The sequence below is a fragment of the Bradyrhizobium sp. ORS 285 genome, from assembly GCF_900176205.1.
Classification (GTDB): domain Bacteria; phylum Pseudomonadota; class Alphaproteobacteria; order Rhizobiales; family Xanthobacteraceae; genus Bradyrhizobium.
Genome location: NZ_LT859959.1, coordinates 1,578,975 through 1,605,409, shown reverse-complemented (window position 1 = coordinate 1,605,409; position 26,435 = coordinate 1,578,975). Strand labels below are relative to the sequence as shown.

Annotated in this window: 25 protein-coding genes; 7 read left to right on the top strand and 18 right to left on the bottom strand. The window is 64.8% G+C overall.

The window, feature by feature from the left end:
* Window positions 1-149 precede the first annotated feature (149 nt).
* The 5 genes from BRAD285_RS07130 to BRAD285_RS07110 form a co-directional block, all read right to left on the bottom strand.
* Window positions 150-1,070 carry a polyphosphate kinase 2 family protein gene (locus BRAD285_RS07130; protein ID WP_006613746.1) on the bottom strand — a complete coding sequence of 307 codons (921 nt, stop codon included), beginning with the start codon at window positions 1,068-1,070 and terminating at the stop codon, window positions 150-152.
* Window positions 1,067-1,783, bottom strand: coding sequence for an NUDIX hydrolase (locus BRAD285_RS07125; protein ID WP_006613747.1), 717 nt, complete (start codon window positions 1,781-1,783; stop codon window positions 1,067-1,069). Before BRAD285_RS07125 ends, BRAD285_RS07130 begins: the two co-directional genes overlap by 4 nt.
* Window positions 1,784-1,787: 4 nt before the next feature.
* On the bottom strand, window positions 1,788-2,801 hold the full coding sequence (locus BRAD285_RS07120; RefSeq protein ID WP_006613748.1) for an ABC transporter substrate-binding protein: 1,014 nt from the start codon (window positions 2,799-2,801) through the stop codon (window positions 1,788-1,790).
* Between the two features lie 223 nt (window positions 2,802-3,024).
* Entirely contained in the window at window positions 3,025-3,810 is a 786-nt protein-coding gene (locus BRAD285_RS07115) for an ABC transporter permease (RefSeq protein ID WP_006613749.1), read from the bottom strand.
* 202 nt (window positions 3,811-4,012) lie between these two features.
* Window positions 4,013-4,825 carry an ABC transporter ATP-binding protein gene (locus BRAD285_RS07110; RefSeq protein WP_006613750.1) on the bottom strand — a complete coding sequence of 271 codons (813 nt, stop codon included), beginning with the start codon at window positions 4,823-4,825 and terminating at the stop codon, window positions 4,013-4,015.
* Window positions 4,826-4,942: 117 nt separating this feature from the next.
* Here BRAD285_RS07110 and BRAD285_RS07105 point away from each other — a divergent pair, with 117 nt between their 5' ends.
* A complete protein-coding gene (locus tag BRAD285_RS07105; protein WP_006613751.1) occupies window positions 4,943-5,728 on the top strand; it encodes an ATP-binding cassette domain-containing protein in 786 nt (261 codons plus the stop codon).
* Complete coding sequence (locus tag BRAD285_RS07100) at window positions 5,725-7,281, top strand: ABC transporter permease/substrate-binding protein (protein ID WP_006613752.1); 1,557 nt, start codon at window positions 5,725-5,727, stop codon at window positions 7,279-7,281. The genes BRAD285_RS07105 and BRAD285_RS07100 overlap by 4 nt, the downstream gene beginning before the upstream one ends.
* A gap of 407 nt (window positions 7,282-7,688) precedes the next feature.
* Here BRAD285_RS07100 and BRAD285_RS07095 read toward each other — a convergent pair whose 3' ends face one another.
* The gene (locus BRAD285_RS07095; protein WP_006613753.1) at window positions 7,689-8,084 is read right to left on the bottom strand and encodes a rhodanese-like domain-containing protein; all 396 of its coding nucleotides are present in this window, start codon (window positions 8,082-8,084) and stop codon (window positions 7,689-7,691) included.
* Window positions 8,085-8,491: 407 nt separating this feature from the next.
* Between BRAD285_RS07095 and BRAD285_RS07090 the strand changes: the two genes are divergently transcribed.
* The 3 genes from BRAD285_RS07090 to BRAD285_RS07080 are packed head-to-tail and all read left to right on the top strand — an operon-like array spanning window position 8,492 to window position 10,615.
* Entirely contained in the window at window positions 8,492-9,289 is a 798-nt protein-coding gene (locus tag BRAD285_RS07090) for a hypothetical protein (RefSeq protein ID WP_006613755.1), read from the top strand.
* Window positions 9,290-9,291: 2 nt separating this feature from the next.
* Window positions 9,292-10,185, top strand: coding sequence for a ParA family protein (locus BRAD285_RS07085; protein WP_006613756.1), 894 nt, complete (start codon window positions 9,292-9,294; stop codon window positions 10,183-10,185).
* A complete protein-coding gene (locus tag BRAD285_RS07080; RefSeq protein ID WP_006613757.1) occupies window positions 10,169-10,615 on the top strand; it encodes a hypothetical protein in 447 nt (148 codons plus the stop codon). Before BRAD285_RS07085 ends, BRAD285_RS07080 begins: the two co-directional genes overlap by 17 nt.
* Before the next feature lie 28 nt (window positions 10,616-10,643).
* On the opposite strand, the gene BRAD285_RS07075 is transcribed toward BRAD285_RS07080, so the two are convergent.
* The 4 genes from BRAD285_RS07075 to BRAD285_RS07060 form a co-directional block, all read right to left on the bottom strand.
* Window positions 10,644-12,353 carry a sulfatase-like hydrolase/transferase gene (locus tag BRAD285_RS07075; protein ID WP_006613758.1) on the bottom strand — a complete coding sequence of 570 codons (1,710 nt, stop codon included), beginning with the start codon at window positions 12,351-12,353 and terminating at the stop codon, window positions 10,644-10,646.
* A 172-nt stretch (window positions 12,354-12,525) separates the two neighbouring features.
* On the bottom strand, window positions 12,526-13,107 hold the full coding sequence (locus BRAD285_RS07070) for a DUF3592 domain-containing protein (RefSeq protein ID WP_006613759.1): 582 nt from the start codon (window positions 13,105-13,107) through the stop codon (window positions 12,526-12,528).
* A 249-nt stretch (window positions 13,108-13,356) separates the two neighbouring features.
* Window positions 13,357-13,665 (bottom strand): hypothetical protein, encoded by a 309-nt coding sequence (locus tag BRAD285_RS07065; protein ID WP_006613760.1) that lies wholly within the window; start codon window positions 13,663-13,665, stop codon window positions 13,357-13,359.
* On the bottom strand, window positions 13,665-14,522 hold the full coding sequence (locus BRAD285_RS07060) for an SDR family oxidoreductase (RefSeq protein WP_006613761.1): 858 nt from the start codon (window positions 14,520-14,522) through the stop codon (window positions 13,665-13,667). Before BRAD285_RS07060 ends, BRAD285_RS07065 begins: the two co-directional genes overlap by 1 nt.
* Before the next feature lie 529 nt (window positions 14,523-15,051).
* On the opposite strand from BRAD285_RS07060, the gene BRAD285_RS07055 reads away from it, so the two are divergent.
* Window positions 15,052-16,164: a DUF2336 domain-containing protein gene (locus BRAD285_RS07055; RefSeq protein WP_006613762.1), complete on the top strand. Its 1,113-nt coding sequence runs from the start codon at window positions 15,052-15,054 to the stop codon at window positions 16,162-16,164.
* 392 nt (window positions 16,165-16,556) lie between these two features.
* Here the strand turns inward: BRAD285_RS07055 and ilvC are convergent, their stop codons facing one another.
* The 8 genes from ilvC to miaA form a co-directional block, all read right to left on the bottom strand.
* Entirely contained in the window at window positions 16,557-17,576 is a 1,020-nt protein-coding gene (gene ilvC, locus BRAD285_RS07050) for a ketol-acid reductoisomerase (protein WP_006613763.1), read from the bottom strand.
* 150 nt (window positions 17,577-17,726) lie between these two features.
* The gene (locus BRAD285_RS07045; RefSeq protein ID WP_006613764.1) at window positions 17,727-18,329 is read right to left on the bottom strand and encodes a LysE family translocator; all 603 of its coding nucleotides are present in this window, start codon (window positions 18,327-18,329) and stop codon (window positions 17,727-17,729) included.
* Window positions 18,330-18,564: 235 nt separating this feature from the next.
* Window positions 18,565-19,254 (bottom strand): class I SAM-dependent methyltransferase, encoded by a 690-nt coding sequence (locus BRAD285_RS07040; protein WP_006613765.1) that lies wholly within the window; start codon window positions 19,252-19,254, stop codon window positions 18,565-18,567.
* A 3-nt stretch (window positions 19,255-19,257) separates the two neighbouring features.
* Complete coding sequence (ilvN, locus tag BRAD285_RS07035) at window positions 19,258-19,800, bottom strand: acetolactate synthase small subunit (protein WP_006613766.1); 543 nt, start codon at window positions 19,798-19,800, stop codon at window positions 19,258-19,260.
* Between the two features lie 211 nt (window positions 19,801-20,011).
* Window positions 20,012-20,995, bottom strand: a complete 984-nt coding sequence (locus BRAD285_RS07030) for a threonine dehydratase (protein WP_006613767.1) — start codon at window positions 20,993-20,995, stop codon at window positions 20,012-20,014.
* Between the two features lie 258 nt (window positions 20,996-21,253).
* Window positions 21,254-23,023 carry an acetolactate synthase 3 large subunit gene (locus BRAD285_RS07025; RefSeq protein WP_006615044.1) on the bottom strand — a complete coding sequence of 590 codons (1,770 nt, stop codon included), beginning with the start codon at window positions 23,021-23,023 and terminating at the stop codon, window positions 21,254-21,256.
* A gap of 603 nt (window positions 23,024-23,626) precedes the next feature.
* Window positions 23,627-23,782 (bottom strand): hypothetical protein, encoded by a 156-nt coding sequence (locus BRAD285_RS36250; protein WP_244422386.1) that lies wholly within the window; start codon window positions 23,780-23,782, stop codon window positions 23,627-23,629.
* 122 nt (window positions 23,783-23,904) lie between these two features.
* Window positions 23,905-24,819 carry a tRNA (adenosine(37)-N6)-dimethylallyltransferase MiaA gene (gene miaA / locus BRAD285_RS07015; RefSeq protein ID WP_006615041.1) on the bottom strand — a complete coding sequence of 305 codons (915 nt, stop codon included), beginning with the start codon at window positions 24,817-24,819 and terminating at the stop codon, window positions 23,905-23,907.
* 3 nt (window positions 24,820-24,822) lie between these two features.
* Between miaA and serB the strand changes: the two genes are divergently transcribed.
* Complete coding sequence (serB, locus tag BRAD285_RS07010) at window positions 24,823-25,713, top strand: phosphoserine phosphatase SerB (RefSeq protein WP_006615040.1); 891 nt, start codon at window positions 24,823-24,825, stop codon at window positions 25,711-25,713.
* Window positions 25,714-26,435: the final 722 nt, after the last annotated feature.

The following is a 26,435-nucleotide window of genomic DNA, read 5'->3' as shown; positions in this document are numbered from 1 at the left end:
CTCACTGCTTCGTCATGGCCGGGCTTGACCCGGCCATCCAGCTTCTTGGACGGCTTTCATTGAGCAGATGGATGCTCGGGTCGAGCCCGGGCATGACGAGCTGGGCGGCGCCGCCGAATAATGAACGATGCGGCTGGCGCTGAGCGTCCTCAGCCCTTCTTCCCGCCCTTGCCCTCGCTCTCCAGCGCCTTGCGCACCGCCTTGAACTCGGCGAGCGAGGCAGGATCGACGCGCGGAAAGTGCAGGTCGAGGCTTTCGAGCGCGGCGACGATGGTCGAGCCGATGACGACGCGGGCGAACCATTTGTGGTCGGCCGGCACCACGTGCCACGGCGCGTAAGGCGTCGAGGTGTGGCGCACGATGTCCTGATAGACCGCCTGGTAGCGCTGCCACTTGGCGCGCTCGGTGACGTCGCCCATCGAGAACTTCCAGTTCTTCGCCGGCTCCTCGAGCCGGTCGAGAAAGCGCTCGCGCTGCTCCTCCTTGGAGATGTTGAGGAAGAACTTCAGGATCACCGTGCCGTTGCGCGAGAGATAGCGCTCGAAGGCGGAAATGTCCTCGAAGCGCTCGCGCCAGATGTTCTTGGTGACGAGCCTTGGCGGCAGCTTCTCGGCTTTCAGCACCTCCGGATGCACGCGCGTGACGAGGCATTCCTCGTAGTAAGAACGGTTGAAGATACCGATGCGGCCGCGCTCGGGCAGCGCGATGCAGGTCCGCCACATGAAGTCGTGGTCGAGCTCCTTCGAGGTCGGCTGCTTGAACGAGGTCACCTCGCAGCCCTGCGGATTGACGCCCTCGAAGATGCTCTTGATCGCGCTGTCCTTGCCCGAGGCGTCCATGCCCTGTAGCAGCACCAGCACCGACCAGCGGTCCTGCGCGTAGAGCTTCTCCTGGAAGTCGGCGAGCCGCTTGCGGTTCTCCTCGATGATCGCCTCGCCCTGCTCCTTGTCGAGCCCGCCCTTCACCTTGGTCTTGTGCGACTTGAGATGAAACTTGTGCCCGCCGTCGATCCGGAACGGCGAGATGTAGGGATCGAGCTCGGTGGCAAGCGAGCGGGCTTTCTTGCTCATGCGGAAGGCGCTCCGGCGCTGAACTGGGTTTCGAGAAAGGCGGTGACGAAGCGCGGCATCGCTGCCGTCAGATCGTCCCTGCTCCGAACCAGCCGGACGCCTGCGAGTTCCGGCTCATCCTGCGCGGCGAGATTGGCTTCGATGCGACGCTGCAGGACCTCGCCGGTCTCGGCCACGTCGAGCACGCGCATCAAGGCGACCGACGCGCCGGTCACGACGCAGTCCCAATGCGCGGATGCCTGATAGTCCGCCGGGGTCAGCCCGGTCTCCTCCTCGACCTCACGCGCGACGTTGGACGCCAGATCGAGCGTGCTGCCGTCGACGTCGTCGAGATCCGGGGTGCCCGCCGGGAAATACAGCCGGCCGGCATTGGCGGTGTGCGCGCCCATCTCGCCGAGTACGAACGCGCCGTCGCTGGAGCGTATCGCGCCCATGCCGAAGCCGTTGAAGGCGGTGCGGTCCGGAAAGCCCCAGTCGCGCCACGCCAGCAGGCTGGCGAAATCCGTCTCGAAATAGCTGGCCGAGAACTGCCCGTGATCGAAGCGGGCCTCACGCCCGAGCAGGATGCGGCCGTTCCACAGGCCGGGCTTCTCGCGCTGGCGCTCGGCGAAATGCGCCGCGATGTCGTCGCGGCGCTCTCGTGCGAACGGCCACTCGAACGGCTCGACCTTGAGGTCGAGCGTGGTGACGCGATGGATGACGACGTCGGTCATCCCGTTATTTCGCAGCCTTCGCCTGCTCGACGAACTTGTTGGTGAAGGTCTTGCTGACGTCGATATTGGCCTTGGCGACCTCAGGCGAGCCGGTCGAGAACACGGCGAGCACGGCGTCCGCGCCCTTCGGGTCCATCTTGCCGGTCTGCGAATACATCGGGATCGTGTTCTTCAGCGCGGCGAGATACAGCGCCTTGTCCTTGCCGACGAGCTCCTCCGGCATCTTGGCCATGATCTCCTCCGGCGTATGCGCATGGATCCAGCCGAGCGTCGCGACGATCGCATTGGTGAGCGCCTGCGTCTCCTTCTCGTGGCCGGCGATCCAGGCCACCGTCGAATACAGCGCGCCGCCCGGATATTCGCCGCCAAACACCTCGAGCGTGTCGTGCTGGGTGCGGGTATCAGAGAGGATCTTGAGGTCCGGATAGGCGCCCTGCAGCACGGTCACCGAGGGATCGAGCATCACGGCCGCGTCGATCTGGCCCTGCTGCATGGCCGCCACCGCGGTGGCGCCGAGGCCGACACCGATCACGGCAGTGCCTGCGGGATCGAGGCCGTTCTTCTTCAGCATGTACTTCAGGAAGAAGTCGGTCGAGGAGCCCGGCGCGCTGACGCCGACCTTCTTGCCGGCGAGATCCTTGATGGAGTTGATCTCCTTGTTGTGCGACGGCGCGACCACCAGCACGAGGCCGGGATAGCGGTCGTAGACGACGAACGACTGCATCTCCTGCTTCTTGGCGGCGAGATTGACACAATGATCGAAATAGCCGGAGACGACATCGGCGCTGCCGCCGAGCACGGCCTTCAACGCATCCGAGCCGCCCTTGAGATCGACCAGCTCGACGTCGAGCCCGGCCTTCTCATATTCGCCGAGCTGCTTGGCGAGGACCGTCGGGAGATAGCACAGGCAGGCGCCGCCGCCGACTGCAATCGTGACCTTGCTCGCTGCCGAGGCGATCCCCGTGCTGAGCGTCAGCGCCAGCAGCGCGCCGGTGACCCGGCCGATGATCTTGTTCATGTTGTTTCCTCCGTTCGTGTTGTCGATCAGACTAGGCCTGTGCGGTGGAGTTGAGAAGGCGGCCAGATCCTCCGCTGTCGTCCCTGCGAACGCAGGGACCCATACCGCGTGATCTCGCGGTGAGAAAAGACTGGTCCTCCCGCCTGCCCCAAACCACTCCCTGGGGTTATGGGTCCCCGCGTTCGCGGGGACGACAGCGGAGGGTGGCGTGAGAGCACTGCCCTCATCGCCCATCCGCCGCATCGGGCCGCCACACCAGCAGCCGGCGTTCCACCAGCGTCACGCAGATGTCGATCAGGATGACGAAGGCCGACAGCACGAACATGCCGGCGAACACGCCGGCGACGTCGAACACGCCCTCGGCTTGCTGGATCAAATAGCCGAGGCCCGCGGCCGAGCCGAGATATTCGCCGACCACGGCGCCGACCACGGCGAAGCCGACCGAGGTATGCAGCGAGGAGAACATCCACGACAGCGCCGATGGCCAATACACATGGCGCATCAGCTGCCGCTCGCTCATGCCCAGCATGCGCGCGTTGTCGCGCACCACCGTCGAGACCTCCTTCACGCCCTGATAGACGTTGAAGAACACGATGAAGAACACCAGCGTGACGCCGAGCGCGACCTTGGACCAGATCCCGAGGCCCAGCCACAGCGTGAAGATCGGCGCCAGCACCACGCGCGGCAGCGCGTTGGCCATCTTGACGTAGGGATCGAACACCGCAGCGACCAGCGGCTTGCGCGCGAACCAGAAGCCGACCAGCACGCCGCCGAGGGAGCCGATCGCGAAAGCGAGGATCGATTCCCACAGGGTGATCGCGAGATGCTTCCAGATCGCGCCGGTCGCGAACCATTTGACGACCTGACTGAACACGTCGACCGGGTTGGAGAAGAAGAACGGCGGCAGCAGGATGCGGCCGAACACCGGCACGGTGGCGAAGAACTGCCACAACGCGATCGCGACGATCGCGACGAGCAATTGCAGCGCGAGCAGGGTGACACGCGACATCATACTGCTTCCATCTGCATGAGGGACGCGAGATCGCAGCGTCGCGCACTGCTGGGCCCCCCTCCCCCTTGCGGGGAGGGGTCGGGGGTGGGGGTGCCACGAGCGAGAATCTTTCCTGGGACCTCCACCCCCCACCCCTCCCCGCAAGGGGGAGGGGAGTCTGAGCTGAGCCCTTGGCAGATAGCCAGTCTCGAACGCGACATCACACCGCCTCCGCCTGCTTGTAGGTCTTCTCGACCTCGGCCTTCAGCGTCTGCCAGATCTCGCGATGCAGCTCGTGGAACTCGTGCTTCATGCGCACCTCGAAGATGTCGCGCGGGCGCGGCAGGGTCACGCGCCAGTCGCCGATGATGCGCGAGGCCGGACCGGCCGACATGATGACGACGCGGTCGGCGAGCGCGATCGCCTCTTCCAGGTCATGGGTGACGAACAGCACGGCCTTGCGGTCGGCGTTCCAGAGGTCGAGCAGCAGATTGCCCATGATCTGCCGCGTCTGCGCGTCGAGCGGGCCGAACGGCTCGTCCATCAGGATGATGCGGGGATTGCGGATCAGCACCTGGGCGAGGCCGACGCGCTTGCGCTGGCCGCCCGACAGCATGTGCGGATAGCGGTTGCCGAACGCGCCGAGGCCGACCGACGTCAGCCATTGCTGCGCCTTGGCGGAAGCTTCGGTCGAGGACGTGCCCGCAACCTCGAGGCCGATCGCGACGTTCTCCAGCGCCGTCTTCCAGGGAAACAGCGCATCCGCCTGGAACAGGTAGCCGGCCTCGCGATTGAGGCCCGCCAGCGGCTTGCCGAAGATGCGCACGTGGCCGGCCGCGGGCTTCAGCAGTCCCGCGGCGACGTTCAACAAAGTGGACTTGCCGCAGCCGGTCGGCCCGACGATGGCGACGAACTCGCCGTCTTCAACGCTCAGCTGCGCCGTCTCGACGGCGGTATAGGTGCGCCCGCCAGCAAGACGGAATGCGACCGTCGTCCCCTCAAGCGAGACCGCGGCGGCCGTTGACTGCGTCACGTCCAAGTTCCTCCCCGAAAATGGCCCGGACGGCTTAGCCGCTTGCGCCGTGAAGTTCAACGCAGCCCTCGGACGTGCTAGGTCTGGGGCCGAGGCCCCTCGCCCCCGAAAGGCCGCATGCCGCGCACGCCCCTCATCACCTATGATCGTGTCCGCAAGACTTTCCCCGGTCCGGTGGTCGCGGTGGACGACGTCTCGCTCGACATCGCCGAGGGCGAGTTCCTGGCGATCGTCGGCGGCTCCGGCTCGGGCAAGACCACGCTGCTGCGGCTGACCAACCGCCTGATCGCGCTGGACGGCGGTGCGATCCGCATCGGCGGCGAGGACATCGGCGGCCTCGAGCCGGTCGCCCTGCGACGGCGGATCGGCAATGTGTTCCAGAACGGCGCGCTGTTTCCACACATGACGGTTGCGTCCAACATCGGCATCACCCCGAAGCTGCTGGGCACGCCGGCCAACGACATCGCCGCCCGCGTCGACGAGCTGCTCGACCTCGTGCAGCTCGATCGCAAGGCCTACCGCGACCGCATGCCCGACGAGCTCTCAGGCGGCCAGCGCCAGCGCGTCGGCGTCGCCCGCGCGCTCGCCGCCAAGCCCCGCATCGTGCTGATGGACGAGCCGTTCGGCGCGCTCGATCCGCTGACGCGCGATGCGCTCGGTCACGATTATTGCGCGCTGCACGAGAAGCTCGGACTGACCACGCTGATGATCACCCACGACATCACCGAAGCCCTGCTCTTGGCTGATCGCATTGCGGTGATGCGGACGGGCCGCCTAATCGAGGTCGGCACGGCCGCGGAGCTCGCAGCCAGCCGCGAGCCCTATGTGACGGAGCTGATGTCGACGCCGCGGCGCCAAGCCGCACGGCTCGCAGCGCTGCTGCCCGAAGGCGGCGCCGCATGAGCCTGCTGTCCGATCCGCGCTTGGCCGAGGCGCTGTCGCATCTCGCCGACTATCTCGGCAGTCATCTGCGCGTCAGCATCGCCGCGCTGGCGCTCGGCCTCGTGATCAGCTTTCCTTTGGCGCTGCTCGCGCGCAACAAACCGTCGCTGCGCAATCTGCTGCTCGGCCTCGCCAGCGTGGTGCAGACCGTGCCCGGCCTGGCGCTGCTCGCATTGTTCTATCCGCTGCTGCTGGCGCTCGCCGCACTGAGCCTGCGCTGGTTCGGCCTGTCGTTCTCGGCGTTCGGCTTCCTGCCGGCGGTGCTGGCCCTGGCGCTGTATTCGATGCTGCCGGTGCTGCGCAACACCATCACCGGACTTGATGGCGTCGACGCCGGCCTGATCGAGGCCGCCAAGGGCGTCGGCATGACCGAACGCCAAGCGCTGACCATGGTCGAGCTGCCGCTGGCGCTGCCGGTCATCATGGCCGGCATCCGCACTGCCGCGGTCTGGGTGATCGGCACCGCCACCCTGTCGACGCCGATCGGCCAGACCTCGCTCGGCAACTACATCTTTGCCGGATTGCAGACGCAGAACTGGGTGCTGGTCGTATTCGGTTGCGTCGCGGCCGCGGTGCTGGCGCTCGTGGTCGATCAGTTGCTGGCGCTGATCGAGAACGGGCTGCGCACGCGCAGCCGCGCGCGCGTGGGACTCGGCACGGCGACGATCGCGCTGATGGTCGCGGCAAGCCTTCTGCCCTCGCTCGCCGGCACCTCCGCGCGCTACGTGATCGGCGCAAAGACCTTCACCGAGCAATATGTGCTGTCGGCGCTGATCAGCGAGCGGCTGCAGGCCGCGGGTCTCACGGCCACGTCGCGCGCGGGGCTCGGCTCCAGCGTGATCTATGAGGCGCTGAGGAACGGCGACATCGATGCCTATGTCGATTACTCCGGCACGCTGTGGGCCAACCAGTTTCATCACAAGGAGCAGTTGCCGCGCGAGGCGCTGCTCGCCGCCTTGAAGCAGGATCTCGCCAAGGACAAGGTCACCCTGCTCGGCGAGCTCGGCTTCGAGAACGCCTATGCGCTGGTGATGCCGCGCAAGAAGGCCGAGGCGCTCGGCATCCGCGCGATCGAGGATCTCGCGCGGCATACATCCGGCATGTCGATCGCCGGCGACTACGAGTTCTTCTCCCGGCCGGAATGGGCCGCCTTGCGCGACGCCTATGGCCTCGCCTTCCGCGCCCAGCGCCAGATGCAGCCGGACTTCATGTACGCCGCCGTCGCCTCGGGCGAGGTGGACATCATCGCCGGCTACACCAGCGACGGGCTGATCGCGAAATACGATCTCGTCGTGCTCGACGATCCCAAGCATGCGATCCCGCCTTACGACGCGATCCTGCTGCTGTCGCCGAAGCGCACTGATGACCGCGCATTGCAGGATGCCTTGCGCCCCCTGCTCGGCCGCATCGACATCGCGACGATGCAGCAAGCAAATCTGCGCGCTTCCGGAAGCGACGCGGAGTCGTCGCCACAGGCGGTCGCGCGCTGGCTGTGGAGCAAGATTTCGAAGTGAGGCCCGCTGCCTGAGCGCGTCATGGGGAACGCAGCGACGTGTCCGCCGAAGCTCGCGCTGACTGTCATAATTCAAACTCCGGCGTCATGCCCGCGCAGGCGGGCATCCAGTACGCCGCGAGCTCTCGGAGGACTCACCAAGGTTTCGGCGTACTGGATCGCCCGGTCAAGCCGGGCGATGACACCGTGGTGGGGCGACACTGTTCACCACCGTCATTGCGAGCGTAGCGAAGCAATCCAGGGGCTAAAATGCACATCATCTGTGTCGCCCCTGGATCGCTTCGCTACGCTCGCGATGACGGCTATGGTCCAAGCTCCGCTGTCATGCCCGTCCACGGGTCTCGCCTTCCGCGAGCCCGAATGACGGCGGGGCATGGAGCAGGCTTTCGCCTGCCCCATGCACGCAAGCTACATCCCCGCCTCGATCGGTTTGTCGACCGGGCCGCCGCTTTCGGCCCAGTCCTTGAACGCGCCGACATTGAACACCTTGTCGTAGCCGAGATCCTTGAGCGTCTTGCCCGACAGCGCCGAGCGGCCGCCGGAGGCGCAATACAGGATGATGGTCTTGTCCTTGGCAAAGGCCTTGTCGTGATACGGCGAGTCCGGATCGGCGCGGAATTCGAGCATGCCGCGCGAGACGTGGTGGGCGCCTTCGATTTTGCCGCTCTTCTCGATCTCCGGCGCATCGCGCACGTCGAGCACCAGCGTGTTGCCCTTGGCGATCATCGCCTTCGCCTCGGCCGGCGTGATCTTCGGCACCGCGGCATTGGCCGCGGCCAGCATCTCCTTGACGGACGACGTCATATCAACCTCCCATGTTGCGGATGCAGATGAGCTAGGCATTGGCGTCGCGACTGTCATCCTCCGGACGGAGGACGGAACCGGAAAGGCGCCTTCTGGAGCAGACCTCAATCTGTCTCGCTGCAGACCCCTAAAGCCCGCGGATCAGCTCGGCGTCGATCAGCATGCGGTTGAAGCGGCGCGCCTCTGCGCCGTCGCCGCAGGCGTAGAACACGCCCTTGCAGCGGAGCATGATGTCCTTCTGCTCGGCAAAGGACGGATCGAGCGGAATGCCGGCGGCCTCCAGGTAAAGTCGCTGCTATTGCCAGCGGGCCCAGTATGCAGAAGTCACCTGAGCCCCGTCCAGCCACAGTAAATCTTGCAGGTATTGAGAGTTCTCTTTAAGGTTGCGGCTGGTTGGGACATGGTGAATGCCTGCGCTTTCCGCTCGGGCGGTTGCAGACCGCCTAAAAGCACTATTGCCTCCTGATGGCACACCTGTGCTCAATCGGGTTTTGCGCGTTATGTTGTCGCGTGACTTTGCTCAGACAATACCAGACGATCTCTATGAGAAAGCTCGGGATCTCCTGTCCGAGGCAGGACAGATTGGTAGACTCCGTGGTCAAGGTGGCCAAGTATTCCTCGCGAAAGACGAGAGCGGGCGCGCTCCACGGGCGGAACCCAGCGATGCACTATCTGAGATTCAACTCATGCCGCATCTGGAACGATACCTGACGGGACCGTTTCAGAACGAGTTGGATATCCCCAAGCATGGCGTGTGTCTCGTGAAAGACACCTCGCGGATCGGCCCGCCACTAGGCCGCTGGGCACGGCCTGACTTCATTCTCGCAACGGCTATGAGGTTTCGTATCATGCCGGGCGCCCAGCTCGACGTTTATTCGTTTGAACTCAAGGCAGAGTTTGGAGCAACCGATCTTGCCGTCTACGAAGCCCTAGCTCAGACACGGTTCACCCATTTTGGCTATCTTGTTTGGCACTTGCCCAGAGACTCCGCGGCTCAAGCCCGGTTGCAGGAGATCACCGCGCAGTGCAGCCAGCATGGCGTCGGGCTGATCCGAATTCACGACCCTAAAGACGACGAGAAATTCGAAACCATTCTCGATCCGGTACGAAAGTCGACGCCTCAGGCCGCGGTCGACGGCTTCCTTGAGCAGCGATTGGATCTTCGCGAGGTGAAACTACTGCGGACTGCACTTGAGGCTCCCTAAGCATGAACGCGAGAGTCATCGCCGTAGCCAATATGAAAGGTGGCGTTGGAAAAACGACAACAGTCGTATCCCTAGCTGAAGCCCTGGCTGCCTCCGGAAATCGGACTCTCGTCATCGACCTCGATCCCCAGGCGAACGCATCGATATGCCTCGCTGGTGATTCCTTGCTGGCCACCTTGATCGCGCGAAAGGCAACCATCGAAGGGTTCCTCGAAAACAACCTACTTGGCGACAAAAAACTGGCATTCAACGAATGTATTCGCAACAACGTGAGTAACGTCACGCACCTCAATCAGCAGCTCCCAATCTCGCTGCTGCCATCTAGTCCGAATCTCAGGCATTTTGAACAACGGATCATTCACGACCTGACGCAGCGTAGAATGAGTTGGTCAGAGATCGTCAGAGGCCTCTCAGGTGTCGTGAACGCCCAGCTGCTAAAGCAAAAGAAAGCCTTTGATTTCATCCTAATCGACTGCGCTCCGGGCATCTCGGTTCTTACGGAGGTCAGCATTAGACTTGCCGATCTCGTGATTGTCCCGACCATTGCGGACTTTCTATCGACCTTCGGCCTGCAGACGTTCTGCGCGGCCCTCTCCGATCGGGGTCTAGAGGGTGCAAGAAGGACTCCTCGAAAACCTCACGTCCTCATCACCCGCCGTAGACAGGTCAAAATTCACGCGCAAACAGCAGAGTTGCTTCGTAACGAAGCAACGGCAACGAAGCCTGCTTTCCATGTCTTCGAGACGGAGATACCCGAAGCGGTTTCGATCGCAAATGCGCTCAGCCAAATTGATAGATTTCCAAGCTTCACCCAAAAATGGGGATCGGCCCTTGCTCCGCTATTGTCGGACTTGGTCCGAGAGATAGGAGATGCTCTCGATGCCAATCGCGCTTAACGGCTTTGAAGTATTCGAGCAGGTCGGCAAACACGCGAATCTTTTTGCCCCGATCCGAGCTGATGTCGACAAGCAAGCTAGAGCGCTTCTCGTCAAGTGCCTTAAGCACAAATCGATCGGACTTGACGTGCTGCGCGACGTCCGAGAAGCACTGGGTACATCCCAATTCGGTTTGATCCTTGAGGGACTGAAGGACGCTGAAGTCAAGAGCGTTGTCACCCGGCTCGACAAACATCACCCGGAGTTGAAAAAGAGCAGCGCAGGCTGGCGTCGAGACCACCTCAACGCCTTAGCCGATGGCTCCGCATTGCCGTCGCCTGCACCCACAAAGGCTAAAGCATCGACCGCCAAAAAATCAAAAACGACTCCATCTCGGCTTAAGAGTGACGTCGTTGACGTCTACAAAGAAACGGGGAAAAAGTCGTCTTGAGCAGACCTGAGATTTTCTCTGCAGACCCCTAAAGCCCGCGGATCAGCTCGGCGTCGATCAGCATACGGTTGAAGCGGCGCGCCTCGGCGCCGTCGCCGCAGGCGTAGAATACGCCCTTGCAGCGGAGCATGATGTCCTTCTGCTCGGCGAAGGACGGGTCGAGCGGAATGCCGGCGGCTTCCAACGTGACCAGCGGCAGGTAGGCGGCGTCGATCCTATCCATCACGACGCTGCTCTGGCGCGGTTCGAAATTGACGGCGTCAACGGCATAATAGGTTGCATAATAGCGCGGATCGTAGCTCTCGAGCTTCTCGCCGATGCCCGCCTCGTCGAGCTTGGGATCCAGGATGTGCGGCGAGAACTCCGGCTGGTGATCGCCGTAGCGCACGATCAGGAACGGCTGGTCGCCGAAGCGCTTCTTCAGATTGGCGAGGAAGCGCTGATAGTCCGACGCGCTCATCGCTTGGCGGCGCAGATATTCGTCGATCGCAGGCCCATTGCCCGGCGCACGCCAGGACGGCGTCAGGTCGGGCCGGAACGTCGTCTCCCAGGGGAAATGATTGGCGGCGAGATAGACGAACATGAACAGCGGCTTGTTGCGCTGCCGCTGCTGCATCAAATCGAGCGCGGCGTCGTAGAAGAAGCCGTCGGGCTCGACACCCTTGGCGCCGAGATCGCGCGCGTCCAGGAAGCGGTCGACGCCGACCGTGGTCTGGAAGCTGCGCGCGCTCATGAAGGCGCCATGCGCGGGATACAGCGACACGGTGTCGTAGCCGCAATTGCGCAGCGCCAGCGGCAGGCCGCGCTCGACGCGCCCCGACGCGATCCGCGTCACGAAATAGGCGAAGCGGCCGAACGAGCGCGACGACAGACCGGCGAGCACGTTGTACTCGGTGAACCAGCTCGGCCCGCCATTGCTCTCGGCCATGAACTGCCGCGCCTTGCCGTCGAACGACTTGAAGTGGCTGCCATAGCCGTCCGGCACCTTGATGCCATCAGCCGAGCGGATGTCGAAGCTCGACTCGTCATGGATCAGCACGATGTTCGGCCGCCGTCCGGCGGGATGGCAGGAATCCGGGACGAAGGCCGCCAGCTTGCGGTCGGCCGTCGCATCGGACTCCATGAAGCCGTTGGCGAGGAAGTCCGACACGGCGGTGACGCCGGAGCGCGCGAATTTCGAGAGATAGCCGTCGTCGTAATAGCCGCGCCACGCCTCGTCGCGCCAGTTGAGCGAATACAGCGTCAGCGCCGCGAGGCAGGCGAGCTTGCCCGCGAGCGCGGGCAGCCGCGCCACGCGAAACGGATCGGCCCACCATAACAGACCCATCAAGGGCAATACGACCGCCGCCGCCACCAGCACCGACAGCTTCAGGTTCGGGAAGATCGTGAACAGGAACGCCGCGCTGTCATGGTCGATCAGCATCACGTCGACGAAGTTCGCGGTCATCTGGACCACGGCATGCTTGAGCTGGGACAGCAGCACCAGCACCACGACCATGGTCAGCGCCAGCGCGCCCGACACCGCCGGCCGCCGCAGCAGCACCAGCCAGAAGCCGTTCAGGATGCCCCAGGCCAGCAGGAAGCCGAGCCGAGAGCCGAAATCGGTCTCGGTGTGCAGCATCAGGGCGAGCGCGGCCACATGCGGCGCCGCGACGGCGGAGAACCGCACCGCGGCTGAGCGAGTGGCGCTGCCCGCGGTGAGCGTCGTGATCGGTTCGTGGTTCGGCGTCAGTGACATCAGGCGGTCGATCAGGAGGCGCCCCTCGCCGGCGCATGCCGGCAGATCAAGGACATCAGATCCTGTCATGCGACCGTAATGAAATCGTCACAAATAACAACAGCCCGGATTTGCCCGGAGTGCCGAAGGCTTGTCTCGCGTTGCGAGCGACGCCTGCGGCGGCGCGCCGTTGTCAAACGTTCATCATTCGCCGCCGCGACCGCATCGCACTCGGCACGGCCAGAGAGGCCGTGCCGCCAGAAGCCATGGCCGGCAGACGGAGCCGGATGCGCCGCACGAAGGGCCAGCCGAACCACAGCGCTCCGCAGAGCGGCAGCAAAGGAAGCAGCAGATTCGAGCTGCGATCCCGATCGACGATCGCAAACAACGATGCCTCGTCACCGCGATACAGCACCGGGACGGGATCGCCGACCCGATAGCGCGGCGAGCCGCCGCCGAAATCCTCGAAGCGCAGCAGCGCACCGGACGCGGCGGCGAACTCGATCACCGGATAATAGGTCGGCTCCCGATCGGGGCCAGCGGCGTCGACCCTGATCGCGATCACCTGGCCGGTGGCCCGCAGCCCGGTCAATTCCATATGGGCGATGTAGCAGGCCATCACGATGGTCGCGATGGCGAGAATGGCGGCGCTGATGCCGGCAACCCGTGTTGACATGCGCACGGCGGACCGACGCGGCGCCTTCGCCGCGGCGGCCATGAACAGCAGCGCAATCTGGTCGTGAGCTAGCCCGCCCAGGAAATGATGATCGAACATTCCAATGCCCCCGCGGAAAGCTGCATCGAAAAAACCAATCATGGGTAAAATACGACACGCAAATCCGGCACAACCGGGCGATCGCGCCTGCAGCCGATCCGATAGGCGAGTCAATTCCGCGGCTTACACGTCTTCCGGCGCCGCTATCGAGGCTGCGCGACGATCGTGACTTGCCGGCAGTGTCGCCGGTTTCCCACACCCGACGATGCGGGTGGCGGCGCTCGATTCGCGCGATCGCGATGCAAGCCGTCAGGACTGATCCGTTGCCGGGTATGGTGCGTCGGCCGAGTTCGATACCGCATCCGCCGCGTCACCGTCCGTCAGATGAAATTCCCGCCCCAGACGGCGTTGCACGCTCATCACCGCGCGGTCGACGTCGCTGATCAGGCTGTCGCCGAGGATGACGTGCGGGATCTCCCAGTTGCGGCCGCTGCGTACCTCGAGCGCGTGGACGGCGGGCACGCGCGCGGTCTCGCATCCCGGCTGCTGACGGATCGCGTCCTCGACCAGACGCGTGAGCTCGGCCTGGGTCTTGCCCGTCGTGGTCACAACCGGCATCAGGGCTTGATCACCGGCAAAAGGCCGAGCCGCTTGGCGATGATGCGATCGACCATCCGCTTGGGAAGCGCGCGCCCGATCCACTGCCGCAACGGATCCGGCGCGATCTCGTCACGCACCTTCGGCGCCGGCGCCGTCAGCGCCGCCACGACCCGCTCGGCGATGGTCTCGGCCGGCAGCCCGGTCTTGGCCAGATGCAGCATGAAGCCGCGGATCTTCTGCAGCGCCGGGAAGAATGGCGACGTCTGATAGGGCGTCAGGTCGACCTCCTCCGCCTTGGCCCAGATCGGCGTCTTCACCGCGCCGGGCGCGACGATGATGACGTCGATGCCGAACAGCATCAGCTCGCGGCGCAGGCTTTCCGACAGCCCCTCGACCGCATGCTTGGAGGTGGAATATGGCGCCAGCAGCGGATTGCCGTTGCGGCCCGCCACCGAGCTGATCATCACGATCCGCCCGCGCTCTCCGCGCATCGCCGGGTCGGCCCCGAGCAGCGGCGCGAAGGCCTGGGTGGCGATGACCGGGCCGATGACGTTGACCTCCATCTGGTGACGAAACTGCGCGATGGGCAGCTCCGTCACCGGACCGGCGACGGCGATGCCGGCATTGTTGACGAGGCCCGCGAGCGCCTCGCCATCGAGCGCCGCCCTCACCTCCTGAGCCGCCGCCTTCACCGCCGCCTCATCGGTCACATCGAACAGCAGCGGCGTGAAGCTCGTGCCGAGCTCGCGGCGCAGCCGCTCGGCATCGTCAGGCTTGCGAACGCTGCCGAACACGCGGAAGCCGCGTGTGAGCAGGAGCTTGGAGCAGGCATAGCCGATGCCGGTGGAGGCTCCGGTGATGACGACGGATTTCATGGCGACCTCAAAGATTTGCGCGGCGATTATCGCACGGGATGCGGCATCATGCTGGCGCTGTTTTCACCGGCCGTGGCAGGCCCGCCCTCGTCGTCCTTGGGGAACCCGGAGCGCATGCCGTCGGGCGCGATCACGCTCAAACGAGCCGCGCTAAGAATGTGATTTAAAATTCGATGCTTGAGGAGATCACAGCTGACGTGAGATCGCCGGAGGCGAGCAAACTGGATGAAGGAAGGCGGATGACCTTATGAGATCATTAACCTTTCGTACCCTCACCAGCCCTCCCGAACCGCGTCACTCCGCGCGATCGGTCGAGCAGCTCAGCACCACCGGCACAGGCCGGAGGCACTCCGCCCTGAGCGGTACAAGCTTCGCGTTAATTTTCCGTATCCGTGTTTCCCCGGTGTACTACGTCCCGCCTCCCTAACACATTGTTATCGCCCGTCTCGAAAAATGGTGCCGCCGAGAGCTCCTGCGGACCAGACCGTATCGCCGCGCTCCCGGACACCCGGACCAGACGAGCGCCAACGTGCATCAGCCAGAACAGCTTCCAGCTTCAGAAAACTCGATCATCACCGAGCTCGAGGACGCGGTCCGCAGCGGCTCGTCCGAGAAGCGCGTCCACACCCTGCGCCAGGTCACCAACCTGTTCCTGCATGACGGCGAACGCCTCAGCGAGGAGCAGATTAAGGTGTTCGACAACGTGCTCTGCATGCTGGTCTCCCGCGTCGAGACCCGGGCGCGCGCCGAGCTCAGCAAGCATCTCGCGCCGGTCGACTACGCCCCCGTCGACGTGATCCAGCAGCTCGCCCGCGACGACGAGATCTCGGTCGCCAAGGACGTCCTGATGCACTCGACCCGGCTGACCGAGCACACGCTGGTCGAGGTCGCCGCGACCAAGGGCCAGGACCACCTGATGGCGATCTCGAGCCGCCCGCATCTGACCGAGGCCGTCACCGACATCATCGTCGACCGCGGTGAGATCCGCGTGATCCGCAAGCTCGCCAACAACCAGACCGCGCGGTTCTCCGAGACCGGCTATTCCGGGATGATGGCGCATGCCGAGGACGACGACGAGCTGACCGAGATCATCGGCCTGCGCGTCGACCTACCCAACAAGCATCTGCGCGACCTCCTGCGCCGCGCCACCGATTCCGTGCGCACCAAGCTGTTGGCCTCGGCGCCGCCGGCGCTGCAGCAGGAGATCAAGAAGGTCATCAAGGCGATTGCCGACGTCGCGCGCAGCGATGGCGGCCTGATCGGCCGCGACTTCTCGCTGGCTGAGGAGGCCGTCAAGCGGATGAAGGGGCTGAACGAGCTGAACGATTCCGCCATCGGCTTCTTCGCCGAGACCCGCCGTTTCGGCGAGGTCGCCGCCGCTCTCGGCCTGCTCAACAACGTGCCGACCGAGATGATGGCCAAGGTGCTGGAGGGCCCGCGCACCGACATCGTCCTGATCCCCTGCCGCGCGGCGGGGATGACCTGGTCGGTGGTGGCGAAGATCCTGACCCACCGCCCGATCAAGCATGCCATCGACAGCGACACCCTCAAGCTCGCCGAACGCGACTATGGCCGCCTGTCCCTGGACACCGCCCAGCGCACCCTGCGGTTCTGGATGGTGCACAACAAGGTCGAGAAGTGAGAGGGTCGGGCGCGGTCCGTGCGTGAATAAGGGCGTTATCCTCCGCCGCACCTCAGCCTGTTTGAGCCTCTCGGGCTCGGCATGCGTCTCAGCCTTCCCAGCGGCCCAGCCCCCGCTCACGCCTCAGCCTCCGCCGTCGTCCCGGCGAACGCCGGGGCCATACCGCGCGCTGCGGGTTGGCGGAGAGACCTCTGAGTAGCCAGTCTTTTCAACCACCAAGGCCGGTGGTTATGGATCCCGGCGTTGGCCGGGATGACGGTCTTTGTTGTCGCAGGCAGCTTGGCCAACTCAGTGCGATCACAAAAAAGCCTCCGCCCGACGAAGACGGAGGCTCTCGATTGCGCTGATGGCCAAGACCGCGATGCCGCGGTCCCAGCCATCGATCAAGCCAATCAGTTCTTGCTCTTGTCGACCAGCGCGCCCTTCTTGATCCAGGGCATCATGTCGCGCAGGCGGGCGCCGACTTCCTCGATCGGGTGCTGGGCGAGACGGGCGCGGGTGGCCTTGAACGAGGACTGGTTGACCTTGTTCTCCAGCATCCAGTCGCGCGCGAAGCGGCCGGACTGGATGTCGTCGAGCACGCGCTTCATCTCCGCCTTGGTCTCGGGGGTGATGATGCGCGGGCCGGTGACGTACTCGCCATATTCGGCCGTGTTGGAGATCGAGTAGTTCATGTTGGCGATGCCGCCTTCATAGATCAGGTCGACGATCAGCTTCACCTCGTGGAGGCACTCGAAATAGGCCATCTCCGGAGCATAGCCGGCCTCCGTCAGCGTCTCGTAGCCGGCCTTGATCAGCTCGACCAGACCGCCGCACAGCACCGCCTGCTCGCCGAACAGGTCGGTCTCGCACTCTTCCTTGAACGTGGTCTCGATGATGCCGGCGCGGCCGCCGCCGATCGCCGAGGCGTAGGACAGGCCGAGGTCATGGGCATTGCCCGAGGAATCCTTGGCGATCGCGATCAGGCAGGGCACGCCGCCGCCGCGCTGGTACTCGGAGCGGACGGTGTGGCCGGGGCCCTTCGGCGCGATCATCAGCACGTCGAGATCGGCGCGCGGGTCGAGCAGGTTGAAATGGACGTTGAGGCCGTGCGCGAACACCAGCGCGGCGCCCTGCTTCATGTTGTCGTGCAGGTGCTCGCGGTAGATGTCGCCCTGCAGCTCGTCCGGGGTCAGCATCATCACGAGGTCGGCCCACTTGGCGGCCTCGGCGACTTCCATCACCTTGAAGCCGGCGCCTTCGGCCTTCTTGGCCGAGGCCGAGCCCTTGCGCAGCGCGATCGCGACGTCCTTGACGCCGGAATCCTTCAGGTTCAGCGCATGGGCATGGCCCTGGCTGCCGTAGCCGACGATGACCACCTTCTTGCCCTTGATCAGGTTCAGATCGGCGTCGCGATCGTAGTAGACACGCATTGTCGTTTCCTCTTGAGAAATGCCGGAATTGGCTGAAAAGTCAGACGCTTGGGTGAGGCACGGGCGGCTGCGCCCGGACAAAATCCGGCCCGTGTCTAGAGCATTTTGGGGGCGGATGGAAACCCCGATCTCGCATGGCGGCGGCGTCCCTCATGCGTCCATGAACACGGGATAGAGCGAGGCCAGCAGCAGCACCGCCATCACGATGTTGAAGCCGCGCACGGCGCGCTCCGAGCTGAGCAGCGGCCGCAGCGCGGTGCCGAACAGGGTCCAGGTCACGGTCGAGCCGATCGCCATCACGAAGCTGATCGCGACCTGCAGCGCAACATTGGCGGGAAAGCGCGCGATCGCGGCATAGGCGGTGATGGTGCTGATCACCATCACCCACCCCTTGGCGTTGACCCACTGAAACAGCGCGGCACCCCAGAACGTCATCGGGCCGCGCAGCGTGGCCTCCTCCGGCTTGGTCGATCCGGAGAACGCGATCGCGATCGCAAGATAGATCAGATAGGCGGCGCCGAGATATTTCAGCACCTCCTGCAGCACCGGATAGGTGATGAACACGGTGGCGAGGCCGACACCGACGGCGCCCACCATGAAGGCGAAGCCAAAGCTCACGCCCATCATGTGCGGCACCGTGCGGCGGAAGCCGTAGGTGACGCCGGACGACAGCAGCATGATGTTGTTCGGCCCGGGGGTGAACGACATCACGAAGGCGAAGGTGACGAAGGCGATGAGGAGCTGCTGGGACATCTACGATGCTCCCGCGTTACGGGCACTCTTCACCCTCCCCTGGAGGGGGAGGGTCGCTTCACATCGCGCGAAGCCGCGATGTGAAGCGGGGTGGGGTGATGTCTCCATGCGAGACCTGTGTGTGTGGCCCACCCCACCCCGATCGCGCATTGCATGCGCGATCGACCCTCCCCCTCCAGGGGAGGGTGGCAGCGGGGCCACCTCACCGTTTCGCACCAGCATCAACACGCTCGTTTCAGCCCTGCCCCGCCGGCTTCTGCAGCACGTAGGTGGCGTGCATCGGGGCGTGGTAGTCGGCGGACACTGTCACGAAGCCGACCTCGGCGAGCATGCGCTCCATCACCCAGGCGAAGGTCGAGTTCTCGTCGCGCATGTGGGTGATGACGCTGTCGCGGGCGAGGTCGTGGTTCTTGATGTTGAAATCGGCCCATTGCTCGACCGAACGCTCGGCGCCGTCGGGCATGGAGACATAGACGATGTCGCGCAGGAAGAATTGCGCGCCCGGCTTCAGCGCCGCGAAGATCCGCGCCAGCGCCACCGCCTTCCAGAAGTCCGGCAGATGATGCAGCGTGAACTCGCTGGCGATGAGATCATAGGAGTTGGGCTCATAGGCGAACGACAGCAGGCCCGCCGAATGCATCCGCACCGCCGTACGGCGATCCCTCGTGTAGATCCTGGTCAGCGCCAGCATCGCCGGCGAGATGTCGATGGCGTCGACCACGGCGCCCATCAATGCGGCTTCCGTCGCCAGCACGCCGTTGCCGCAGCCGATGTCGGCCACCCGCCAGCCCGGCTTGACGCCGAGCATCTTCAACGCGGCGCGCGCGCGCTCGTCGGCATCATCACCTGCGCCGTAGATCGAGGCCACGGCATGATCGAGCCCGATCCGGTTGCGTTCGTTGTAGTACCAGTCGCGCGCCAGCATGGCTCACATCCCCTCCGGTCCCCGCCCGATCGCCGCAATGCCGGTCCTGGCGACTTCGACCAGGCCGAGCGGGCGCATCAGATCGATAAACTGACTGATCTTGTCGGTGTTGCCTGTGATCTCGAACACAAAGCTCTCGGTGGTGGCGTCGATCACCCGGGCGCGGAACGCATCCGCCAGCCGCAGCGCCTCGACCCTGGGCTCGCCTGTGCCGCGCACCTTGATCATTGCCAGCTCGCGCTCGATCGCGCGCTTCGTCAGCGTCATGTCGACGACGCGATAAACCGGCACCATGCGGTCGAGCTGATGCTTGATCTGCTGGATCACCATCGGCGTGCCCGTGGTCACAATGGTGATGCGCGAGAGATGTTTCTGGCTCTCGGTCTCGGAGACGGTGAGACTCTCGATGTTGTAGCCGCGCCCAGAGAACAGGCCGATCACGCGCGCGAGGACGCCGGGCTCGTTCTGCACGAGGACGGAGAGCGTGTGGGTCTCGTTTGGATCGTGGCGCTCTTCGATGAAATAGGCGGAGGCTGGCTGGTTCATTGGTATCCCCATCGGATTTCATCCGTCATGGCCGGGCATAGCAGTCTGCCTTGCGCAGACTGCGTAAACTTGTCTGCGCTCCCGGCCATCCACGTCGATCGGCGCGCGCGGCTCGTGGATGCCCGGGCCTTCGCCGCGCCGAAGCGGCTTCGGCCGCGCAGGCGGTCAAGCCCGGGCATGACGGCGGTGTGTGTGGTGTGCGGCGTGCCCATCAAGACACCCCTGCCATTTCGTCAGCGGCGGCCGGCATCACCCAGCGCCTGAACAGGTCGAGATCGATGTTGCCGCCGGTCAGCACCAAGCCGACGCGCTTGCCGGCGAGCTTTTGCTTCTCCTGCAGCGCGGCCGCGAGCGACGCCGCGCCGGCGCCTTCGGCGAGATTGTGGGTATCGGTCCAGAAGAAGCGGACGGCGTCGGCAATTTCGGCGTCGCTGACCTGAACGATGCGCGAGGCGCCTTTCAGGATGATTGCGAGCGCATCCGCATCCGGGCTACGCGTCGCGAGCCCGTCGGCATGGGTGTCGGCGCTGTTCGTCGTGACGACCGTGCGCGCCGCGAACGACAGCGCGTAGGACGGCGCGCCGGTCGACTGCACGCCGACGATCTCGGTCTTCAAGCCCAGCAGATCGCGCGCCATGATGCAGCCGCAGATTCCGGAGCCCTGCCCGACTGAGACATAGAGCACGTCGAGATCAGGCGCTGAGCGCAGCAGCTCCAGCGCGTAGGTCGCAACGCCGCGGACGAGATCGGGATGGAACGACGGCACCATGTGCAGGCCGTCGCGCGCGGCGTGACGGATCGCCTCCTCGCGCGATTCCTGGAAGTCGCTGCCATGCTCGATCAGCTCGGCCCCGAACGCCGCCATCGCCCGGTTCTTCTCGACCGAATTGCCTGATGGCACATAGATCGTCACCGGCAGCCCGTTGCGGCGGCCGGCGAACGCGACGCTCTGGCCATGATTGCCGCGCGTCGCCGTGATGAGCCCACGCACATCCGGCTGCGTACGTTTGAGGTTGTCGACATAGACCAGACCGCCGCGCACCTTGAAGGCACCAGCCGGCGTATGGTTCTCGTGCTTGACAACGACATGCGTCCCCAACCGCTGCGCCAGCAACGGCCACGCATGCGCCGCCGTCGCCGGCACCGCCGTGCCGACGATGGCGTGAGCGGCTTCGAGCTCAGCGAGGGTGAACATGGGACTGCTCATGTGTGGTTCGCCGATAGCCACGAACGCAGCTGGGCTCCCTCTCCCCGTTCTTACGGGGAGAGGGTTGGGGTGAGGGGCAGCCACACCCACCGACCGTACGGAAAGCCCCCCTCACCCGGATTGCATCTTTCGATGCAATCCGACCTCTCAGCGCGAGCGAAGCTCGTCGCGCCCCCGCACGCGGGGAGAGGTGAAGAGCGAGACTGCCGGACGCGCGTGCCATCACCGCACCATCACCCTGTCAACTCACACCAGCGCCTTGCCGCCCGCGAACGCGGCGGCCGGATCGCTCGCCTCGGCCGGCAGGATCATCTCGTTATGCGCCTTGCCCGACGGGATCATCGGGAAGCAGTTTTCGAGCGCCGCGACGCGGCAGTCGAACAGCACCGGCTTCTTGACCGAGATCATCTCCTTGATCGCGCCGTCGAGATCGCCCGGCTTGCTCACCTGCAGGCCCACGCCGCCATAGGCCTCCGCCAGCTTGACGAAGTCCGGCAGCGCCTCCGAGTAGGAATGCGACAGGCGGTTGCCGTGCAGCAGCTGCTGCCATTGCCGCACCATGCCCATGTACTGGTTGTTGAGGATGAAGATCTTGACCGGCAGCTCGTACTGCACGGCCGTCGACATCTCCTGCATCGTCATCTGCACCGAGGCGTCGCCGCCGATGTCGATGACCAGGCTGTCGGGATGCGCCACCTGCACGCCGATCGCCGCCGGCAGGCCGTAGCCCATGGTGCCGAGGCCGCCCGAGGTCATCCAGCGGTGCGGCTCCTCGAAGCCGTAGAACTGCGCCGCCCACATCTGGTGCTGGCCGACCTCGGTGGTGATGTAGGTGTCGCGGCCGCGCGTCAGCTCGAACAGCCGCTGGATCGCATATTGCGGCATGATCACGTCGCGGTTCGGCTTGTAGGCGAGCGAGTTGCGCGCGCGCCAGACGGCGATCTCCTGCCACCACGACTTGATGTCCGGCTTTTTCGCCTCGGCCTTGAACACCTGCAGGATGTCGGCGAGCACGTCGCCGCAATCGCCGATGATCGGCACGTCGACACGGATGTTCTTGTTGATCGAGGACGGATCGATGTCGATGTGGATCTTCTTCGAGTTCGGCGAGAACGCGTCGGTGCGGCCGGTGATGCGGTCGTCGAAGCGCGCGCCGACGCACAGCATGACGTCGCAATCATGCATCGTCATGTTGGCCTCGTAGGTGCCGTGCATGCCGAGCATGCCCAGCCAGTTGGGACCCGACGCCGGATAGGCGCCCAGCCCCATCAGGGTCGAGGTGATCGGAAAGCCGGTGACCTCGACCAGTTCGCGCAGCAGCCGCGAGGCCTCGGTGCCCGAATTGATGACGCCACCACCGGAATAGATCACCGGCCGCTTGGCGGAGGCCAAGAGGGCGACGGCTTTGCGGATCTGCATCGCGTCGCCCTTGACGCGCGGCGCGTAGGAGATGTGGACGTCGGACTTGCGCGGCGGATGATAGGTGCCGGTCGCGAACTGCACGTCCTTCGGCACGTCGACGACGACCGGACCCGGCCGGCCCGACGTGGCGACATAGAACGCCTCGTGCAGCACCTTGGCCAGATCGTTGACGTTGCGGACCAGCCAATTGTGCTTGGTGCAGGGCCGGGTGATGCCGACGGTGTCGCACTCCTGGAACGCGTCGTTGCCGATCAGATGCGTCGGCACCTGGCCGGTGATGCAGACCAGCGGGATCGAATCCATCATCGCGTCCGCCAGTGGCGTCACCATGTTGGTGGCGCCGGGGCCCGAGGTCACCAGCACGACGCCCGGCTTGCCGGTCGAGCGCGCATAGCCCTCGGCGGCGTGGCCGGCGCCCTGCTCGTGACGGACCAGGATGTGCTCGACCTCGCTCTGCTGGAAGATCTCGTCATAGATCGGAAGCACCGCGCCGCCGGGATAGCCGAAGATGTGCTGCACGCCGTGGTCGATGAGCGCGCGCACGATCATCGCGGCGCCGGTCATCTGGTTCGGATCGTGGCTCTTGTCGGTCATGGCAGGCTCCGGATCGCTTCTCGAAAGCGGGTGGTCGTTTGGTCGGTCGGTTCGGTCTGGCTTTAAGTCGCTTGGTTCAGGATCGGTGGTGGCTTCCGGGCAATAAAAAAGGGCCCTGGAAGGCCCTGCGCACCGCTCGGATTTTGGATGGCCGCTAGCCATCCCCGGCGATGCGCCTGGGTACGACTACGATAAGGAGAATGGCAATAAAATTGCGCATGACGGCGAGTTGGCTTCCCAAAGGTTGCGCGAACATAACCATGGTGACCTTGATGTCAAGGCAAAGCGAGGCTCGTCAGCGCGATTTTGTCAAGGTAGCGCGGAATTTGCGGTTCGGCGAGCGGTAATTACGCAGCCGTGGCATTCCCAACGACGGGTTCGCCTCCAGGTTGGATGTCGGCCCCGCCGCCACCCTCCCCTGGAGGGGGAGGGTCGGCTCATAGGCGCGAAGCGCGTATGAGCCGGGGTGGGGTGATCTCTCCATCTGCACCGGTGTCCGCGGCCCACCCCCACCCCGCTCGCCCGCTTCGCGCGCGATCGACCCTCCCCCTCCAGGGGAGGGTGAGACTGAGCTCGCGGCGCCTGCCGTCGTCAACGTCTGGATCACTGATCGGAGGTTGGGGGCCCGCCCCGGATCCACTCCAGGGCTGCTTCGATGTCCACACCGGGTCTGGTGATCGTGTACAGCCATGTCCCAAACGGCACGATGTCGTCGAGCGCGGCCTGTTCCTCGCGCGCAAGCTCTTCGACGAGGTCCAACAGGTACTGGTCGAGGCTGCGGCCAAGCCGTCGAGCCTGCGCCGCAGCAATTCCTCGATGCCCTCGTCCAAGTCGCGGATCAGAATATCTCCCATCTCGTCCTCCGCTTTGTCGTCTGGTTGTCAGCCTGCCACCCAAGCCCTCGCCGCCTCCGGGCTCATCCATTCGAACTCCGGGAGCTGGTGCCGAAACCAGGTGAACTGCCGCTTGGCGTAATGCCTCGTGTCGGCCTTGCCGATGGTGGCCGCCTCTTCGCGCGTGATCTCGCCCCTGAAATAGCGGATCATCGCCGGCACGCCGTGCGCCTTCATCGCGGGCAGCAGCGGATCGAGGCCGCGGGCGGCGAGCCGTTCGACCTCCGCCAGCGCACCGGCCGCCAGCATCACCTCGAACCGCGCATCGATCCGCGCATACAGCGCCTCGCGCTCCGGAGCGATGAACACACCCTGGTAGCTCCCCTCCGACAGCAGCGGTGCCGTCGTCTCCGCGTGCCAGTCAGCCAATGGCCGACCGGTGGCCTCGATCACCTCCAGCGCCCGGGCCACCCGGGTACGGTCGCGAACGTTCAGCCGCGCACCCGCCGCCGGATCGCGCTGCGCCAGCTCGGCATGCAGCGCCTCGACACCATCGCGCTCGAGCCTGTCGCGCACGGCGTCTCGCACCTCGTCCGGCACCGGTGGCACCGCCGAGAGCCCCCGCGTCAGCGCCTTGAAGTACAGCCCGGTGCCGCCGATGAAGATCGGCAGCCGCCCGTCGCGCCTGACCTCTTCAAGCACCTCGGTGGCATCACGGACAAAATGGCCGGCCGAGTAGTTCACGGCGGCATCGACATGCCCATAAAGCCGGTGCGGCACGGCAGCTTCTTCCTCGGCCGTCGGCCGCGCCGTCAGCACCCGGAGATCGCGATAGACCTGCATGGAATCGGTATTAATGACCATCCCGCCCGCTTTTTGCGCAAGTTCCATGGCCAGCGCCGACTTGCCGCTGGCGGTCGGCCCTGCGATAAGCACCGCTTTGTTGTCGCTTAGCGAAGTCACCTGATGTCTCTCGTCGCCACCTTCATCTGCAATCCCGCCGATCCCGCGCTTGATACCACCATCGTGGAGGCCTTCCTGGCCGTGCTGCCACAGCCGGGCACGCCGCGCTGGCTGTTCGACGAGGTCGCGATCGACATCCCGTTCTCGCATGACGGCGAGATCCACAAGCTCGAGGCGCGGCTGCGCGATCTGCGCGGCGACATGCCGATCGACATCGTGGTGCAGCCTGAGGCGGTCAGGCGCAAGAAGCTTTTTCTGGCGGACATGGACTCGACCATGATCGGTCAGGAATGCATCGACGAGCTGGCCGATTTTGCCGGGCTGAAGCCGAAGGTCGCCGCCATCACCGAGCGCGCGATGCGCGGCGAGATCGCCTTCGAACCGGCCTTGCGCGAGCGCGTCGCGCTGCTGAAGGACCTGCCGGTCAGCGTCGTCGACGAGGTGCTCGCCAAGCGCATCAAGCTGACGCCGGGCGGCCGCCAGCTGGTCATGACCATGCGCGCCCACGGCGCCTACACCTGCCTGATCTCCGGCGGCTTCACCTTGTTCACCAATGCCGTCGCAGCCAAGATCGGCTTCCAGGAGAACCGCGCCAACGAACTCGTCATCGACGCCGGCAAGCTCACCGGCGAGGTCCGCGAGCCGATCATCGGCCGCGACGCCAAGCTCGCCACTTTGGTCGAGCTGCGCGAGTCGTTCGATCTCGACGAGATCGACACGCTGGCCGTCGGCGACGGCGCCAACGACCTCGGCATGATCGAAGCCGCCGGCCTCGGCGTCGCCTATCACGCCAAGCCCGCCGTCTCCGCCGCAGCGTCAGCCCGAATCGACCACGGCGACCTCACCGCTCTGCTCTACGCCCAGGGCTACACCCGCGATCAGTTCGTGGATTGACGGGGCCGTAGCCGTCGCTGCGATACTCGGACTTCTTTTCTTTCCGCTGCGAGATACAGCGCCCTCCCCTTGCGGGAGAGGGCATCGCCGACCCGTCCACACGTTCGCTCGGGTGAGGGGTATCTCTCCGCGAGCGCGACTCGCGGAGAGATACCCCTCACCCGACCGAGTTTGCTGACCGGTCCTACATGCCCTCTCCCGCAAGGGGAGAGGGCGCAGTCAGGAGCAGCCCCCTCGTCATTGCGAGCGAAGCAATCCAAGGCAACGCGCGAGACTCTGGATTGCTTCGTCGCTTCGCTCCTCGCAATGACGACGGAGTGCACACCATCTCAAGTCGGCGCACCGAGTTACGTCACACGACTTCGAACGATGAATCGCCCTGGGCCGCTCTGTGACGTTTAGCTAAAACTTTACGAATGCCGGACGATCGCAATCGCACCTCGTGCCTCAATCGCAAGTGCGAGCGAGATTCGACAAGTATTGCCACTCCCTCCTGCGCGTCAGGCCACGCCGCCTAAGCATTTGTTTCAATCGCACCCGCCCCCGCGCAACTCCATTCCAATCTCATTCCGGATCACAAATCGGATCATTCGCATCCCGCATCACAGCAGGTAAATCGCTGCTTTTTAACCGCATCACCAATCGATGAATTGTCAAATCATGTTGCAGCGCATATAACACTCACAACGCTAGGGAGCGTCCAAGGAAACGAAAACGGTTGC

Coding starts and splice junctions, on each gene's coding strand:
- BRAD285_RS07130 (WP_006613746.1), bottom strand. CDS start 1,070: ATGAGCAAGAAAGCCCGCTCGCTTGCCACCGAGCTCGATCCCTACATC.
- BRAD285_RS07125 (WP_006613747.1), bottom strand. CDS start 1,783: ATGACCGACGTCGTCATCCATCGCGTCACCACGCTCGACCTCAAGGTC.
- BRAD285_RS07120 (WP_006613748.1), bottom strand. CDS start 2,801: ATGAACAAGATCATCGGCCGGGTCACCGGCGCGCTGCTGGCGCTGACG.
- BRAD285_RS07115 (WP_006613749.1), bottom strand. CDS start 3,810: ATGTCGCGTGTCACCCTGCTCGCGCTGCAATTGCTCGTCGCGATCGTC.
- BRAD285_RS07105 (WP_006613751.1), top strand. CDS start 4,943: ATGCCGCGCACGCCCCTCATCACCTATGATCGTGTCCGCAAGACTTTC.
- BRAD285_RS07100 (WP_006613752.1), top strand. CDS start 5,725: ATGAGCCTGCTGTCCGATCCGCGCTTGGCCGAGGCGCTGTCGCATCTC.
- BRAD285_RS07095 (WP_006613753.1), bottom strand. CDS start 8,084: ATGACGTCGTCCGTCAAGGAGATGCTGGCCGCGGCCAATGCCGCGGTG.
- BRAD285_RS07090 (WP_006613755.1), top strand. CDS start 8,492: ATGCCTGCGCTTTCCGCTCGGGCGGTTGCAGACCGCCTAAAAGCACTA.
- BRAD285_RS07085 (WP_006613756.1), top strand. CDS start 9,292: ATGAACGCGAGAGTCATCGCCGTAGCCAATATGAAAGGTGGCGTTGGA.
- BRAD285_RS07080 (WP_006613757.1), top strand. CDS start 10,169: ATGCCAATCGCGCTTAACGGCTTTGAAGTATTCGAGCAGGTCGGCAAA.
- BRAD285_RS07075 (WP_006613758.1), bottom strand. CDS start 12,353: ATGTCACTGACGCCGAACCACGAACCGATCACGACGCTCACCGCGGGC.
- BRAD285_RS07070 (WP_006613759.1), bottom strand. CDS start 13,107: ATGTTCGATCATCATTTCCTGGGCGGGCTAGCTCACGACCAGATTGCG.
- BRAD285_RS07065 (WP_006613760.1), bottom strand. CDS start 13,665: ATGCCGGTTGTGACCACGACGGGCAAGACCCAGGCCGAGCTCACGCGT.
- BRAD285_RS07060 (WP_006613761.1), bottom strand. CDS start 14,522: ATGAAATCCGTCGTCATCACCGGAGCCTCCACCGGCATCGGCTATGCC.
- ilvC (WP_006613763.1), bottom strand. CDS start 17,576: ATGCGTGTCTACTACGATCGCGACGCCGATCTGAACCTGATCAAGGGC.
- BRAD285_RS07045 (WP_006613764.1), bottom strand. CDS start 18,329: ATGTCCCAGCAGCTCCTCATCGCCTTCGTCACCTTCGCCTTCGTGATG.
- BRAD285_RS07040 (WP_006613765.1), bottom strand. CDS start 19,254: ATGCTGGCGCGCGACTGGTACTACAACGAACGCAACCGGATCGGGCTC.
- ilvN (WP_006613766.1), bottom strand. CDS start 19,800: ATGAACCAGCCAGCCTCCGCCTATTTCATCGAAGAGCGCCACGATCCA.
- BRAD285_RS07030 (WP_006613767.1), bottom strand. CDS start 20,995: ATGTTCACCCTCGCTGAGCTCGAAGCCGCTCACGCCATCGTCGGCACG.
- BRAD285_RS07025 (WP_006615044.1), bottom strand. CDS start 23,023: ATGACCGACAAGAGCCACGATCCGAACCAGATGACCGGCGCCGCGATG.
- serB (WP_006615040.1), top strand. CDS start 24,823: ATGTCTCTCGTCGCCACCTTCATCTGCAATCCCGCCGATCCCGCGCTT.